Origin of the sequence: Streptomyces adelaidensis, assembly GCF_016598475.1 — a bacterium.
GTDB classification, from domain to species: domain Bacteria; phylum Actinomycetota; class Actinomycetes; order Streptomycetales; family Streptomycetaceae; genus Streptomyces; species Streptomyces adelaidensis.
Window position 1 is genome coordinate 150,465 of record NZ_JAEMUX010000001.1, and the last position, 14,072, is coordinate 164,536.

At 70.7% G+C, this 14,072-nt stretch carries 14 protein-coding genes; 8 read left to right on the top strand and 6 right to left on the bottom strand.

Annotation, left to right across the window (positions count from 1 at the left end; all coding sequences use genetic code 11):
* Positions 1 to 339: 339 nt before the first annotated feature.
* Positions 340 to 993 (bottom strand): uridine kinase family protein, encoded by a 654-nt coding sequence (locus tag I8N67_RS00705; protein WP_200300564.1) that lies wholly within the window; start codon positions 991 to 993, stop codon positions 340 to 342.
* A gap of 173 nt (positions 994 to 1,166) precedes the next feature.
* Between I8N67_RS00705 and I8N67_RS00710 the strand changes: the two genes are divergently transcribed.
* The 3 genes from I8N67_RS00710 to I8N67_RS00720 all read left to right on the top strand — a co-directional run bounded on the left by I8N67_RS00710 (position 1,167) and on the right by I8N67_RS00720 (position 3,594).
* A complete protein-coding gene (locus I8N67_RS00710; protein WP_200300565.1) occupies positions 1,167 to 2,549 on the top strand; it encodes a C39 family peptidase in 1,383 nt (460 codons plus the stop codon).
* A 136-nt stretch (positions 2,550 to 2,685) separates the two neighbouring features.
* Complete coding sequence (locus I8N67_RS00715; protein ID WP_200300566.1) at positions 2,686 to 2,832, top strand: SCO1431 family membrane protein; 147 nt, start codon at positions 2,686 to 2,688, stop codon at positions 2,830 to 2,832.
* Between the two features lie 102 nt (positions 2,833 to 2,934).
* On the top strand, positions 2,935 to 3,594 hold the full coding sequence (locus I8N67_RS00720) for a TetR/AcrR family transcriptional regulator (RefSeq protein ID WP_200300567.1): 660 nt from the start codon (positions 2,935 to 2,937) through the stop codon (positions 3,592 to 3,594).
* 87 nt (positions 3,595 to 3,681) lie between these two features.
* Here I8N67_RS00720 and I8N67_RS00725 read toward each other — a convergent pair whose 3' ends face one another.
* The gene (locus I8N67_RS00725; RefSeq protein ID WP_200300568.1) at positions 3,682 to 4,923 is read right to left on the bottom strand and encodes a glycoside hydrolase family 18 protein; all 1,242 of its coding nucleotides are present in this window, start codon (positions 4,921 to 4,923) and stop codon (positions 3,682 to 3,684) included.
* Positions 4,924 to 5,282: 359 nt separating this feature from the next.
* On the opposite strand from I8N67_RS00725, the gene I8N67_RS00730 reads away from it, so the two are divergent.
* Positions 5,283 to 6,455: an acyl-CoA dehydrogenase gene (locus I8N67_RS00730; RefSeq protein WP_200300569.1), complete on the top strand. Its 1,173-nt coding sequence runs from the start codon at positions 5,283 to 5,285 to the stop codon at positions 6,453 to 6,455.
* Here I8N67_RS00730 and I8N67_RS44465 read toward each other — a convergent pair.
* Together I8N67_RS44465 and I8N67_RS00735 are read right to left on the bottom strand one after the other, a co-directional pair.
* Positions 6,418 to 6,681, bottom strand: coding sequence for a hypothetical protein (locus tag I8N67_RS44465; RefSeq protein ID WP_372443599.1), 264 nt, complete (start codon positions 6,679 to 6,681; stop codon positions 6,418 to 6,420). The two genes, I8N67_RS00730 and I8N67_RS44465, sit on opposite strands and share 38 nt — an antisense overlap.
* A 277-nt stretch (positions 6,682 to 6,958) precedes the next feature.
* On the bottom strand, positions 6,959 to 7,384 hold the full coding sequence (locus I8N67_RS00735; protein WP_200300570.1) for a hypothetical protein: 426 nt from the start codon (positions 7,382 to 7,384) through the stop codon (positions 6,959 to 6,961).
* Positions 7,385 to 7,651: 267 nt separating this feature from the next.
* Between I8N67_RS00735 and I8N67_RS00740 the strand changes: the two genes are divergently transcribed.
* The 4 genes from I8N67_RS00740 (at position 7,652) to fxsA (ending at position 11,842) form a co-directional block, all read left to right on the top strand.
* Entirely contained in the window at positions 7,652 to 8,092 is a 441-nt protein-coding gene (locus tag I8N67_RS00740) for an Lrp/AsnC family transcriptional regulator (RefSeq protein ID WP_200300571.1), read from the top strand.
* Between the two features lie 91 nt (positions 8,093 to 8,183).
* Positions 8,184 to 9,788: an amidohydrolase gene (locus I8N67_RS00745; RefSeq protein ID WP_200300572.1), complete on the top strand. Its 1,605-nt coding sequence runs from the start codon at positions 8,184 to 8,186 to the stop codon at positions 9,786 to 9,788.
* A 605-nt stretch (positions 9,789 to 10,393) separates the two neighbouring features.
* Positions 10,394 to 11,188, top strand: a complete 795-nt coding sequence (locus I8N67_RS00750) for a polyprenol monophosphomannose synthase (protein WP_200300573.1) — start codon at positions 10,394 to 10,396, stop codon at positions 11,186 to 11,188.
* A gap of 63 nt (positions 11,189 to 11,251) precedes the next feature.
* A complete protein-coding gene (gene fxsA / locus I8N67_RS00755) occupies positions 11,252 to 11,842 on the top strand; it encodes an FxsA family membrane protein (protein ID WP_200300574.1) in 591 nt (196 codons plus the stop codon).
* A 218-nt stretch (positions 11,843 to 12,060) separates the two neighbouring features.
* Here the strand turns inward: fxsA and I8N67_RS00760 are convergent, their stop codons facing one another.
* Together I8N67_RS00760 and I8N67_RS00765 are read right to left on the bottom strand one after the other, a co-directional pair.
* Positions 12,061 to 12,435: an RNA polymerase-binding protein RbpA gene (locus I8N67_RS00760; RefSeq protein ID WP_003977404.1), complete on the bottom strand. Its 375-nt coding sequence runs from the start codon at positions 12,433 to 12,435 to the stop codon at positions 12,061 to 12,063.
* Positions 12,436 to 12,702: 267 nt separating this feature from the next.
* Positions 12,703 to 14,061, bottom strand: a complete 1,359-nt coding sequence (locus tag I8N67_RS00765) for an MFS transporter (protein ID WP_200300575.1) — start codon at positions 14,059 to 14,061, stop codon at positions 12,703 to 12,705.
* Between the last annotated feature and the right edge of the window lie 11 nt (positions 14,062 to 14,072).

Consider the following 14,072-nt stretch of genomic DNA (forward strand, 5'->3'; position numbering starts at 1 on the left):
CACCGGTGCGTTGCCGCAGCCGTCCGAAGGTCGCACCTTGGGCATCGTACCTGCGGGTCGGTCGCCCTTCGAAGGGTGCCGCAGCCCTCGTCTTACGAGGTGGGAGCAGACGGGGCGCATTGCGGACGGTGACCGAGGGTGAAGGAATCGTGCCTCAGGAGTGCCGGGAAAGCGGCAGAAGGCAGAACGAAGCCCCCGATCACGGGGGAACAACCGGGGGCTTCGCGTCTCTGGGCGGCATCGAACGGCCGCACATTGAGAACGTAAGTCCTGTACGGCCCCCCGGTCAAGCCGAGTTGAGGCAGTCAAGGAACTTCCCGGAGGGCGCCCTTCACAAGTTCAGCACATTGCGGATGGTCCGTCACTCTGAGTGAGGTGCGGCCCCGATCCGGGGGTCCTCGCAGGTCCCGTGTGCACCTCGTACCCCGTATGTCCCGGCCGAATCAGGAGATCCGCGAACGGCCGAGAGGGGTCCTCGGCGAAGTGGAGCCGTTCCGCCCGGACCCAGCCGGCCCAGAACTCGCTCTGCTCCGCCCCGTCCCGCGACCGCCCGCGCGCCCAGGCCTCCTCGTCCGGCAGCTCCATCCACACCAGTCGCGCCAGATGAGGACGCAGCGCGCGCCGGCCCGCGCCCACCCCCTCGACGAGGATCACGGGCGAGGGCGGCAGAACGCGCGCGGGACCGAAGCCGCGCCCGCGCCAGTCGTACGGGGCGTAGTGCGCGCTCTCCTCGCGCCCCAGTGGTTCGATCACCTGGTTCAGCAGCCGTCCCGTCCACGCGAACAGTTCCTCGTGGGTGGCGATGTCGTCGAGGTGCAGCACCGGCGCGCCTCCGAGGGCGTCGGCCAGCCGCCCGGCGAACGTGCTCTTCCCGGAGCCCGCGTGTCCGTCGATCCCGATCAGCCGGACCGGTCCGCAGGAGGGCGGCAGCAGCCGCAGCCGGGCGGCGAGGGCGTCCACGGCGGGGTCCGCGGGGGCGGGAGAGGCGTGCATACCTGGATTGAACACCGTGCCGGACGGTGCCGGAGCGTGCCAGTGGTGTCGACCAATATTGGCGGGCGTGGCGAGGCGCGAGGTGCTGGCAGAAATCCTTGCCCGGCGTCCATAGTTGGCGGACAGCCGCGCGTCCGAACCGTTCCTTCCGGACCCCTGGAGGTCAACCGCAGATGACGAGACTTTCCGAGCCGTCCCGCCGGACCGTCCTGGCGGCAGCCGTCGCCACCGCCGCCGCGGCGGCCGGAGGTTCCGCGAGTCAGGCGGCCGCCGACACCACCAACGGCCGGGGCGGAGCCCCCGCCGGCCCCGCGCAAGCACCGGAACGCCTCGTGGACCACCACGCCTGGACCTCGTACACCGACTGGCGCGCCGGCAGCGCGCGGGGCACCCGGGCGAAGGCGGGGAAGCGGCCGGGGCTGGTGATCGCCGCGCCGGCCGGCACCACCGACTACACCGACCCGCACACCGGGCGGACGGCCGCCTGGGAGTACGCGACCTGGACCTCGCCGGTCCACCGGCTCGCCGTCCCCGCCACGGAGGTCATCGCGTCCTGGAACGCGCACACCCCCGGCGGCACCTGGGTCCAGATCGAACTGTTGGGCACGTACTCCGACGGCACGGACACCCCCTGGTACGTGCTGGGCCGGTGGGCGGCCGGTGACCAGGACATCAGGCGCACCTCCCTCGACGGCCAGAAGGACGGCAGGAGCAGCGTCTGGACGGACACCTTCGCCGTCGACGACCCGGCCACGGGTCTGCGCCTCGTCTCCTACCGGCTGCGCCTGACCCTCCACCGCACCCCCGGCACCCGGCTCACGCCCACGGTGTGGCGGCTCGGCGCGATGGGCTCCGACGTCCCCGACCGCTTCACCGTCCCGGCGTCCACCCCCGGGCTCGCGAGGGAACTGGACGTCCCGCGCTACTCGCAGGAGACCCACAAGGGCCAGTACCCGGAGTACGACAACGGCGGCGAGGCCTGGTGCAGCCCCACCTCCTCGCAGATGATCATAGAGTTCTGGGGCCGGAAGCCCAGCGCCGAGGACCTGGCCTGGGTCAACCCGGAGTACGCGGACCCGCAGGTCTGCCACGCGGCCCGGTTCACCTTCGACTACCAGTACGAGGGCTGCGGCAACTGGCCCTTCAACGCCGCGTACGCCTCCACGTACAAGGATTTCCAGGGCGTGGTGACCCGGCTGGGCTCGCTCACCGACCTGGAGACGCTGATCGCGGCGGGCATCCCGGCGATCACCTCCCAGTCGTTCCTCGCCGAGGAGCTGACGGGGGCCGGCTACGGCACGGCCGGCCATCTGATGACGGTGATCGGCTTCACCGCCGACGGCGACGTCATCGCCAACGACCCGAACTCGCCGACCAACGAGGCGGTACGCCGGGTCTACCGGCGGCGTGAGTGGGAGAACATCTGGCTGCGTACCAAGCGGTACAACGCGGCCGGCAAGGTCGTCTCCGGCACCGGCGGCGTCTGCTATCTGTACTTCCCGGCACGGCCCACGGCCCGCCAGCGCGCGGCGCTCGCGGCGGTCGGCGTGCGCTGACCGGACGCGGCCCCCGGGAGCCCGGGGGCCGCGCTGTCGTGTGACCAAGCTCTCGGCCGCGAACCGCTCATGCGGTGGCAAGGTGGACGGAAAAGGCGGGGCGACCCGCCGCGCACCGACCACCCAGCGAGCTGCCATGACCGCGACCTCCGCCACCGCCACCCGCGTACGTACCCGCACGGGCGGCCCCAAGGACGACGGCCCGAAGATCGTCGAACACGTGATGGGCTGGACCCTGGTCGTGGTCGTCGCGATGCTGGTGGCTCAGCTGGGTCTGCTGTGACCTGATCCTCGGTCGATTCTGTCGATCAGAGTCGAACAAGCTGATGGTGAGGGTCTGCAATACTGCGGTTGTCCCGCTGGCAGTCGGAGACCAGGACCGAAATTGAATAGTAGTCAACAGCGTGGTGTCGAACAGCCGCGTGCCCGCGGCACCGACCGCTCGTCAGCGCGCCGCGCCGAACTCATCTCCATCGGGCGGAAGTTGTTCGCCGACACGTCGTACGACGCGTTGTCCATGGACGACATCGCGCGGCAGGCGCACGTGGCCAAGGGACTGATCTACTACTACTTCAAGTCCAAGCGCGGCTACTACCTCGCCATCGTCGAGGACTCGGTGGCCGATCTGATCACCTTCGCGGCGAGCGGCCTCCAGCTGCCGCCCGTGGAGCGGGTGCAGCGCACCATGGACTGCTATCTGCGCTACGCGGAGGACAACCAGGCCGCCTACCGCACGATCGTCAGCGGCGGCGTCGGCTTCGACGCCCAGGTGCACGCCATCCGGGACGGCGTCCGCGGCGCGATCGTCGCCACCATCGCCGAGGGCGCGTACGGCAGGAGCGACATCGAACCGGTGGCCCGTATGGGCCTGTTCGGCTGGGTGTGCGCGGTCGAGGGCGCCACCCTCGACTGGATCGACCGCCCGGAGCTGTCCCGCGACACCATGCGCGAACTGCTGGTCAAGATGCTGGGCGGATCGATGCGCGCCATCGAGGAACTCGCCCCGGCCTACCTCGCGCCGGCGCCCGCCCGCCGGGACGGCTGAGCACCTGCGGCCCGCCGGCATCCGGGCGGCGCGCTCGGGGTGGGGGTCCGCCGACCGACTCCCACCCCGAGCGCCGTACGCCCGTGGTTACTTGATCGCCTTGATCAGCTCACCGTTCGGGGTGTCGCCGCTCAGCTCCCAGAAGAAGGTGCCGCCGAGACCCTGCGCGTCCTTGTAGGCCATCTTCCCCTTGATGGTCTGCGGGGTGTCGTAACTCCACCAGTCGTCACCGCACTTGGCGTACGCGGTGCCGCCGACGATCCCGTTGGCGGGGCACGTCGCCTTGAGCACCTTGTAGTCCTCGTAGCCCGCTTCGTACGTCCCGGCCGCCGGGCCGGTCGCCGTGCCGCCCGGCGCCGACTGCGTGACACCGGTCCAGCCGCGCCCGTAGAAGCCGATGCCGAGCAGCAGCTTCGACGACGGGACGCCGAGGCTCTTCAGCTTCTTGATGGTGGCGGCGGTGTTGAACGCCTTGTCGGCGATGCCGGGGTAGGGGAACAGCGGCGAGTGCGGGGCGGTGGTCGCGTCCCATGAGCCGAAGTAGTCGTACGTCATCGGGTTGTACCAGTCCACGTACTTCGCGGCGCCCGCGTAGTCCGCGGCGTCGATCTTGCCGCCGCTCTTGGCGTCGGCCGTGATCGCGGCGGTGATCAGTTCCTTCTTGCCGAATCGTTTGCGCAGTGCCGCCATCACGTCTTCGAAGGCTTCGCTGCCGCTGGTGTCGCAGGTGAGGCCGCAGGCGTTGGGATACTCCCAGTCGATGTCGATGCCGTCGAAGACATCCTTCCACCTGGAGTTCTCGACGAGGTCGTAGCAGGAGTTCGCGAAGGCCTCCGGATCCTTCGCCGCCTCGCCGAAGCCGCCCGACCAGGTCCAGCCGCCGAACGACCAGATGATCTTGAGCTTCGGGTGCAGCTTCTTGAGCTTGAGCAGCTGGTTGAAGCTGCCGCTCAGCGGCTGGTCCGCGGTGTCGGCGACGCCGTCCACGGACTCCTCGGCCGTGAAGGGCTTGTCGGTGTCCGCCCAGGCGTCGCCGAGCGCGCACTTGCCGTCGACGACATTGCCGAAGGCGTAGTTGATGTGCGTGAGCTTCTTCGCCGAGCCGGACGTCTCGATGTTCTTGACGTAGTACTGGCGGCCGTAGATGCCCCAGTCGATGAAGTAGCCCACGACCTTGTCGGAGCCGGCCGTGTGGTGCTGGGGGGCGGGCTTCGCGGGGGTGGCGGTCGCGGTGCCCGCCGCAGCGAGGAGCCCGGCGCCGAGGGCGGCGCAACAGGTGGTGGCGACAAGCGTCCGGACGGGGACGCGGGGGCTGTGCGGTCTGAGCATCGTGACTCCGGGGGAGGGGAGCGTGACGGGGAGGGTGCTGCCGGGACCTGCTGTGCCGATTGGCATGAACGCGGTGAGGCGTTGTTAGGGGGAGACCGTAGAGGACTAGACCACTGGGGTCAATGGTTCGGACCAATTCGCGCCCGGGTGCACCGGGTCGGCCGAACAGGTCCTGATGAACGGCCGTTAACCGGTGAGGCGCTGCCCCGGAACGGGCATACTCCAAGCGCCACCGCCGCTGATCAGCGGCTTCCGTGATCCGGAGGAGGATCATCGGCAGTGGCGTGCGATACCCGGCGGCAGCACTTCATCCCCGGTGCGGGTCCGCCGCAGCGCCCGACAGGGAGGAGAGCGTCGCCATGCCCGACCGCGCCCCGCAGCCGGTGGACCGTCAACTGCCCACGGAAGAGGCCCGGGATCTGATCTCGCTCGTCCGTGAGATCGCGCAGCGGGAGATCGCCCCGCACGCGGCCGAGGAGGAGGACGCGGGCCGGTTCCCGCGCGAACTCTTCGGCCTGCTCTCGGAGGCGGGACTGCTCAGCCTGCCCTACGACTCGGAACACGGCGGCGGCGATCAGCCCTACGAGGTCTATCTGCAGGCCCTGGAAGAGCTCGCCATGGCCCGCCTCACCGTCGGCCTCGGCGTGAGCGTTCACACCCTCGCCTGCCACGCGCTCGCCCACTACGGCACCAAGGAACAGCGGGCCGAGCACCTTCCCGCGATGCTCGGCGGCGGCCTGCTCGGCGCGTACTGCCTCTCCGAGCCCTCATCCGGCTCGGACGCCGCGTCCCTGAGCACGAGGGCCGTGCGGGACGGCGACGACTGGGTGATCACCGGCACCAAGGCCTGGATCACCCACGGGGGGATCGCCGACTTCTACACGGTCATGGCCCGTACGGGAGGCGAGGGCTCCCGGGGCATCACGGCCTTCCTGGTGCCCGGTGACGCCGAGGGTCTGAGTGCCGCGGCACCCGAGAGGAAGATGGGCATGAAGGGCTCGCCCACCGCGCAGCTCCACTTCGACGGGGTGCGGGTCTCCGGCGGCCGGCGCATCGGCGAGGAGGGCCAGGGCTTCGCGATCGCCCTGTCCGCGCTGGACTCCGGTCGGCTCGGCATCGCGGCCTGCGCCATCGGCGTGGCCCAGGCGGCACTGGACGAGGCGGTGGAATACGCCACCGGACGGCGGCAGTTCGGGCGGCCGATCGCCGACTTCCAGGGGCTGCGCTTCATGCTCGCCGACATGGCGACCCGGATAGAGGCGGGCCGGGCGCTCTACCTCTCCGCCGCCCGGCTGCGCGACGCGGGCAGGCCGTTCGCCAAGCAGGCGGCCATGGCGAAACTGCTGTGCACCGACAACGCGATGAAGGTCACCACGGACGCCGTCCAGATCCTCGGCGGTTACGGCTACACGGCGGACTTCCCCGCCGAGCGGTACATGCGCGAGGCCAAGGTCCTCCAGATCGTCGAGGGCACCAATCAGATCCAGCGCATGGTCATCGCCCGTCACCTCGCGGGCCCCGAGTCGCGCTGAAGCCCTCGAAGGGGCTGCCGCCGGAGCCGAATTGGGCGAGGCCGCTCGGCGGTGTGGCCAGCCGGACCCACTCCGGGTCGGGACGCCCCGGCAGCGTGCGGCCCCGATCGGCCCAAGTGCGCATCAGGGCACGGTAGATCGGCGGGTCCTGATGCGGAACCGATTCTGCCGACCGGGACGCGAAGAGGTGGCGCTGACGCCCGGTCACCGAGTACGTAGGAGTCATGCCGAGTCAACGTGAGGGCCGGTGAAGCGGTCACCGCTCCGGTGAATCGCGCCTGAGTTCGCGACGGGCCCGAACGGGGGCGTCACGGGCCCCGCCGTCCGTGTCCGCCGGTCGGCGGACACACCGAACCCGCACCATGGCAGCCGACACGACGCCATGGTGCGGGGCGACTACGGGAAACAGGCCTCTACGGGAGACGAGTCCTCAGGCGAGTCCCCAGGAACGGAGCCATCAGCCAGCCACGCCGCGGACGCGATGGGTCGAACAGGCCGTGGAATCAGGCAGCCTGACGCCGCATCACGGGCAGGCGCATCGGGCGCGAGGCCGGGCCGCCGACGTGCGAGAAAGGCTGCGTCCGCCAGTCGAGGCCCTGAGGGAGCGTCAACAGAAGGGCGGTGTCCTGCTCCTGCGGCTCGACGGACTCGTCCGCGGACCGGGCGTCGCCGGCCGAACGGCCCGTACCGGCGCAGACCGTGAGCCCGAACGGGTTCCACGGCGACACGACCAGCGCGTGCTCGGGCAGGGTGTCCTCGTCGGACAGCAGGGCGATGGGCTGTGCGCAGTCCGGGCAGATCACCCGGTACATCTCGAAGGTGTCGTACGCGTCGAACTCGTCGTCGGGTTCGACGCCCTCCGGCTCGGGCTCGATGACCGCCTGGAGACGCTTGGGTTCGGTACGACCAGGGCGCTTAAGACTCTGCATGGGATTCTCCCCCTCGGGCTGGGCCGTAAGGCACTGCGGCCTCGACCACAGCAAGCATTTCCCGCCCCGTCTCGGCGGTAATCACGAGATCATCACCAAGCCTGTTCGGACACTGTGGTCTTCGTCACATGCCGCTCGCAGATGCGCGACACGGCCGGGCTGTCACCCGGACGGCTCACAGACGGCTCTCAGCCACATCACGAACCGGGCATGACCTGCGCCGCTCAGGTATCGGAGGAGATCAACCGCCCTGTAGGTTCTTGCCTCATGGAGGAGCTGGACCGACAGATCGTGCAGCTGCTCGTCGCGGACGGGCGGATGAGCTACACCGACCTGGGCAAGGCCACGGGCCTGTCCACGTCGGCAGTGCATCAGCGAGTACGCCGACTTGAGCAGCGCGGTGTCATCCGGGGCTATGCCGCGGTCGTCGACCCGGAGGCCGTCGGGCTGCCGATGACCGCGTTCATCTCGGTGAAACCCTTCGATCCCAGCGCCCCGGACGACATCGCCGAACGCCTCGCCGGCGTCCCGGAGATCGAGGCCTGCCACAGCGTCGCCGGTGACGAGAACTACATCCTCAAGGTCCGCGTGGCCACCCCCCACGAGCTGGAGGAGCTACTGGCGCGGCTGCGCTCCCTGGCGGGCGTGTCGACGCGTACGACGGTGGTGCTCTCCACGCCGTACGAGGCACGGCCGCCGAAGATCTGAGGGCCGCCGACCGCCGACCGCCGCTGTGCCGGGTGCCTCGAAAGCGCGGCCCTGGTGCGGCGCGGCGGGCGGCACACGCGAAACTGTCCCCATGAGTGATCGCACCGCCTCGTCGGACACCGTGCTGCTGCGCGGTGGAGAAGTCCACAGCCCCGCCGACCCCTTCGCCACCGCGATGGTCGTGGAACACGGCCAGGTCGCCTGGGTCGGCTCCGAGGGCGCCGCCGACGCCTTCGCGGGCGGCGTCAACGAAGTGATCGACCTCGAAGGGGCCCTGGTCACCCCCGCGTTCACCGACGCCCACGTGCACACCACCGCCACCGGCCTCGCACTCACCGGCCTCGACCTCTCCGCGGTCCCGTCCTTGACGGAGGCCCTCGTTCGCGTACGGGAATTCGCGGCCGCCCGCCCGGCCGACCGGGTCCTCCTGGGCCATGGCTGGGACGCCGCCCGCTGGCCCGACGGCCGCCCGCCGACCCGATCCGAACTCGACGCGGCCACCGGCGGCCGCCCGCTCTATCTCAGCCGTATCGACGTCCACTCGGCGGTCGTCACCACGGCCCTGCTCGACCTGGTGCCCGGTGCCGACGCCTTCGAGGACGGCCCCCTCACCCGTGACGCCCACCACGCGGTACGCGCCACCGCGCTCGGCGCCGTCACTCCCGCCCAGCGCGCCGAGGCCCAGCGGGCCGCCCTCGCCCACGCCGCCTCGCTCGGCATCGGCTCGGTCCACGAGTGCGCGGGCCCGGAGATCTCCTCCGAGGACGACTTCACCGAGCTGCTGCGGCTGGCCGCGGACGAGCCCGGCCCACGCGTCGTCGGCTACTGGGCCGAGCGCGACGTCGAGAAGGCGCGCGCCCTCGGGGCCGTCGGCGCCGCGGGCGACCTCTTCGTCGACGGCGCCCTCGGCTCGCACACGGCCTGCCTCCACGACCCGTACGCCGACGCCGGGCACACCGGTACGGCGTACCTGGACACGGCGGCCGTCGCCGCCCATGTGGTCGCGTGCACCGAGGCGGGCCTCCAGGCGGGCTTCCACGCCATCGGGGACGCCGCGGTGGCCTCGGTGGTCGAGGGGGTGCGCGTGGCCGCCGAGAAGGTCGGCCCGGCCCGTGTGCGGGCCGCCCGGCATCGAGTCGAACACGCCGAGATGCTCACCCCCGAGACCATCGCCGCCTTCGCCGAGTTGGGCCTCACCGCTTCCGTCCAGCCCGCGTTCGACGCGCTGTGGGGCGGCGAGGACGGCATGTACGCCCAGCGGCTGGGCGCCGACCGCGCCCGCACCCTCAACCCGTTCGCGGCCCTGCTGCGGGCCGGCGTACCGCTGGCCTTCGGCTCCGACAGCCCGGTCACACCGCTCGACCCGTGGGGCACCGTCCGCGCGGCGGCCTTCCATCGCACGCCGGAGCACCAGGTGTCCGTGCGCGCCGCGTTCACGGCGCACACGCGGGGCGGCTGGCGGGCGATCGGGCGGGACGACGCGGGCGTCCTCGTGCCGGGCGCGCCCGCGGACTACGCGGTGTGGCGCGCCGGGGAACTCGTCGTCCAGGCCCCCGACGACCGGGTCGCCCGCTGGTCCACCGACCCCCGTTCCGGCACCCCCGGCCTGCCCGACCTGAGCCCCGGCGCCGACCTGCCCGTCTGCCTGCGGACGGTGGTCGGCGGCCGAACGGTTTTCGTGCGGCCGGGCGAGTGATCTCCTGGGGCGGCCCGGGGCCGGTCAGGGCCCGCCGGCGCGCCGCGCGACCTGCGGGTCCTCCCCGCCGACCAGGCATTTGAGGCAATCTCCGCAGGTCAGAGGGCAGTTGACAGGTGGCCGCGGGAGACGGGTAGGTTCGGCCGGGTCCACCACCGGACGTCCGACCGAGGAACCTCCGCGCGGTCGTCGAAGCGCCGCTGGGTCAGGGGTGGTGCGCCGCACCGGCGCGCTGCCACTGGGAGCCAGGCCCAGCGTTCGCGCTACGGCGAGGGAACGTTCCGGCTCGGTCGGGTAGGTGTGACCCGGGTGGGGCCCGGACGCTCAGTAGACAACGGCTTTCGGTCGACCCGCAGCCGGCGGGTCCCAGGTCGGCCCGAAGGGCGTCGGGCCCCCATCCGCAGCGCGGGCGACATCTGGATGGCCCGGATTCCAGCGCTCTCGCCGTTCGCGCGGTATTCGTTCCGTGGCAGCGCACAGGCCACTCGGAGCGCGCTCCCGCACACCCCTGATTGAATCGACACTCCTCTGGACATGAGCCGACACTCCATCGCAGGCCGTGGCCACTATGGTGGTCCCCTGCGTACGGACTTGAAGGGGCAGCAGTGAACGACGGCGACGGGACCCTCGCGGCGGAAGGCCAGGAGAGGCGGTTCGGCCCGCTCGGCACGGCCTTGGTGATCATTCCGACCTACAACGAGGCGGAGAACGTCAAGGCGATCGTCGGCCGGGTACGGAAGGCGGTTCCCGAAGCGCACGTCCTGGTCGCCGACGACAACAGCCCCGACGGCACCGGCAAGCTCGCCGACGAACTGGCCGTCGGCGACGACCAGGTCCAGGTGCTGCACCGCAAGGGCAAGGAAGGGCTCGGCGCCGCCTACCTCGCGGGCTTCCGCTGGGGCATGGAGAACGGCTACGGCGTACTGATCGAGATGGACGCCGACGGTTCCCACCAGCCCGAGGAACTGCCCCGGCTGCTGACCGCCCTCAAGGGCGCCGACCTCGTGCTCGGTTCCCGCTGGGTGCCGGGCGGTCGCGTGGTGAACTGGCCCAAGTCCCGTGAGCTCATCTCCCGGGGCGGCAGCCTCTACTCCCGCGTCCTGCTCGACGTCCCGGTCCGCGACGTCACCGGTGGCTACCGCGCCTTCCGCCGCGAGACCCTCGAAGGCCTCGGCCTCGACGAGGTCGCCTCCCAGGGCTACTGCTTCCAGGTCGACCTCGCCCGCCGCTCGATCAAGGCGGGCTACCACGTCGTCGAGGTGCCCATCACCTTCGTCGAGCGCGAGCTGGGCGACTCCAAGATGAGCCGCGACATCCTCGTCGAGGCGCTGTGGCGGGTCACGGCGTGGGGCGTGGGGGAGCGGGTCGGCAAGGTGCTGGGGCGCGACAAGCAGGGCTGAGCAACCTGGTGGCCTGATCATCCCCTTATCCCGTGCTGAGCCGGGTCCAGGCACACTGGGAGCATGACGACTGGCGCTCCGACCCCGACGTATCCCGCCCGGCCCCGGCGCTCCCGGCTGCGCACGTTTCTGCCGCTGGGTGTCGCCGCGTGGCTGGTGCTGGAGATCTGGCTGCTCACAGTGGTCGCGAGCGCGGCCGGCGGCTTCACGGTCTTCCTGCTCCTCCTCGCCGGCTTCCTCCTCGGCTCCGCGGTGGTCAAGCGGGCCGGGCGCCGAGCTTTCCGGGCACTGACGGAAACGCTGCAGGCTCAGCAGAGCGGGGTGGCTGCCGCCGGTGGCGCAGGCAAGAGCGAGGGCAACGGCTTCCTGATGCTGGGCGGGCTGCTGCTGATGCTGCCGGGACTTGTCTCGGATGTGGTGGGGCTGGTGCTGTTGATTCCGCCGGTTCAGAAGGGGCTCGGGCGCTATACCGAGCGGACCTTCGAGCGGAAGATCCGTGGGGCCGACGCCGGGGCGTTCGGGGACGCGTTTCAGCAGGCGCGTATTCACCGGCCTGACGGCAAGGTCGTTCCGGGCGAGGTGATCCGGGACGATGCGGGTTCAGGGGCCGGGTCCGGTGCCGGTTCCGGTGAGGACCCGCCGCGGCTCGGGTGATGCGGGTCGTGGGGAGGGTGCGGGCCGGTGGGGGCTGATCGCGCATCTCCCGCGCCCTTTGAAAGCCGGGGGCGCGAGGAGATGCGCGGCCGGCCACGCTCGACCCGCATCCGTCCCACACGGCTCAGGCACGCGAAAGACCGCGGGCGCCGTACAGGAACGTACGGCGCCCACGGTCATCAGTTGAGCTGGTGGTGTTCCGCCCACCCCCGGAGGGGCTACGCGGACTTGCGGCTGTCTCGCGGATGTACCGCGATGTTCATCGCGCCGGAGCGGAGAACCGCAAGGCGCTCTTCGAGGACCTCTTCGAGTTCCTCACGGGTGCGCCGCTCCATCAGCATGTCCCAATGTGTACGCGCGGGCTTGGCCTTCTTTTCCTCAGGGCCGTCGCCGTCCACGAGGAGTGCTTGGGCCCCGCAGACCTTGCACTCCCACTCCGGCGGAATCTCCGCCTCGACCGAGAAGGGCATCTCGAAGCGATGCCCCTTCTCGCATGCGTACTCCACGGCCTGGCGCGGAGCCAAGTCGATGCCGCGGTCCGTCTCGTAGCTGGTCACCACGAGGCGCGTGCCGCGAAGAGCTCGCTCACTCATGAATCGTGCCTCCCGGGCTTGTCGCCCACAGGACAGGTGTCGCTGTCGTCGTCATCCGGTCAACGTCCGGTCGGCGGTAAAGATTCCCGTTGCGTGTCCCGTTCCGGGGTCATGCGTCGCCGTCGTAGCCGCCCTTGTTTTACCCACCCGCGCCCGGTTTGTCACATCTAATATCAGATGTCACCCAGCGTTTCGGCATCTTTGACGCGCAGTAACGGTACGCCTGGCAGGCCAAACGCGTACACTACAGCCCTTTCGCTCCGGACGCTAAATCCTGTCCGGTACGGGATTGCCCGCGTCGCTGATCGCCCGGCGCACCGGAACCCTTGCGAGCAGGGCGAACCCCAGGATGAAGAAGGCGACCAGAGAGATGATCGCGTCCCGGTAACTTCCGGTCAGCTGGTACGTCAGTCCGAACAGCAGGGGGCCCAGCCAGCTCATTCCGCGGTCGCTCAGCTCGTACGCGGCGAAGTACTCGGCCTCCTTGCCGGGCGGTACGAGGTGGGAGAAGAGGGAGCGGGAGAGGGCCTGGCTGCCGCCGAGGACCAGGCCGATCCCGGAGGCCAGGACGAAGAACCAGAGCGGGGCGCCCGCCGGGAGGAAGTAGCCGGCGGCGAGGATCACGGTCCAGGCGACCAGGGAGCCGAGGATCGTCCGCTTGGCGCCGTAGCGGCGGGACAGCCGGCCCATGCCGAGGGCGCCGCCCACCGCCAGGATCTGCACCAGCAGTACCGCCACGATCAGCGTCGACTGCTCCAGGTCGAGTTCTTCGGAGCCGTACACGGAGGCCTGGGAGATCACGGTCTGGATGCCGTCGTTGTAGACGAGGTAGGCGAGGAGGAAGCCGAGGGTGAGCGGGTGGCGGCGCATGTCGCGGACGGTCGCCGCGAGCTGGCGCAGGCCGGGGGAGGTCGTCGCCTCCTTGGTCTCTCCCACGGGGGCCCGGCGGTCGCGGAGCCGGCGCAGCGGGATGAGGGTGAAGGCGCCCCACCACAGGCCGGCCGAGGCCAGGCAGATACGGACGGCCATGCCTTCGGACATGCCGAAGGAGTCGTGGGCGGTGAAGAGGATCAGGTTGGCGACGAGGACCAGGGAGCCCGCCGCGTAACCGAAGGCCCAGCCCCGGGAGGAGACCGCGTCACGTTCCTCGGGGGGTGCGATCTGGGGCAGGTAGGAGTTGTAGAGCATCATCGCCACGGACTGCGCCGCGTTGGCGACGATCAGGAGCAGGCCGCCGAGCAGATAGCGGTCGCCGTCCAGGAAGAACATGCCGGCGGTCGCGCCGGCCCCCACATAGGCGGCCGCGGCGAGGAGGGGCTTCTTGCGGCCCGTACGGTCGGCGGCCGCGCCCACCAGGGGCATGATCACGACGGCGAGGATCACCGACAGGGACACCGAGTACGCGAAGAACGAGCCGGCGCGGACCGGGATCCCGAGGGGATGTACGTAACCGTCCGGGTCGGCGGCGGACTTGGCGACCTCGGTCAGATAAGGGCCGAGGAACACGGTCAGAACGCTGGTCGAGTAGACGGAACACGCCCAGTCGTAGAAGTACCAGCCGCGCTGTTCGCGGCGCCTGTCCGCGGCCTCGTCGGCCGCGTCCGTCCGCACGGTGTCGGTGCCCACCCGTGCCCCTC

Coding starts and splice junctions, on each gene's coding strand:
- I8N67_RS00705 (WP_200300564.1), bottom strand. CDS start 993: ATGCACGCCTCTCCCGCCCCCGCGGACCCCGCCGTGGACGCCCTCGCC.
- I8N67_RS00710 (WP_200300565.1), top strand. CDS start 1,167: ATGACGAGACTTTCCGAGCCGTCCCGCCGGACCGTCCTGGCGGCAGCC.
- I8N67_RS00715 (WP_200300566.1), top strand. CDS start 2,686: ATGACCGCGACCTCCGCCACCGCCACCCGCGTACGTACCCGCACGGGC.
- I8N67_RS00725 (WP_200300568.1), bottom strand. CDS start 4,923: ATGCTCAGACCGCACAGCCCCCGCGTCCCCGTCCGGACGCTTGTCGCC.
- I8N67_RS00730 (WP_200300569.1), top strand. CDS start 5,283: ATGCCCGACCGCGCCCCGCAGCCGGTGGACCGTCAACTGCCCACGGAA.
- I8N67_RS44465 (WP_372443599.1), bottom strand. CDS start 6,681: ATGACTCCTACGTACTCGGTGACCGGGCGTCAGCGCCACCTCTTCGCG.
- I8N67_RS00735 (WP_200300570.1), bottom strand. CDS start 7,384: ATGCAGAGTCTTAAGCGCCCTGGTCGTACCGAACCCAAGCGTCTCCAG.
- I8N67_RS00740 (WP_200300571.1), top strand. CDS start 7,652: ATGGAGGAGCTGGACCGACAGATCGTGCAGCTGCTCGTCGCGGACGGG.
- I8N67_RS00745 (WP_200300572.1), top strand. CDS start 8,184: ATGAGTGATCGCACCGCCTCGTCGGACACCGTGCTGCTGCGCGGTGGA.
- fxsA (WP_200300574.1), top strand. CDS start 11,252: ATGACGACTGGCGCTCCGACCCCGACGTATCCCGCCCGGCCCCGGCGC.
- I8N67_RS00760 (WP_003977404.1), bottom strand. CDS start 12,435: ATGAGTGAGCGAGCTCTTCGCGGCACGCGCCTCGTGGTGACCAGCTAC.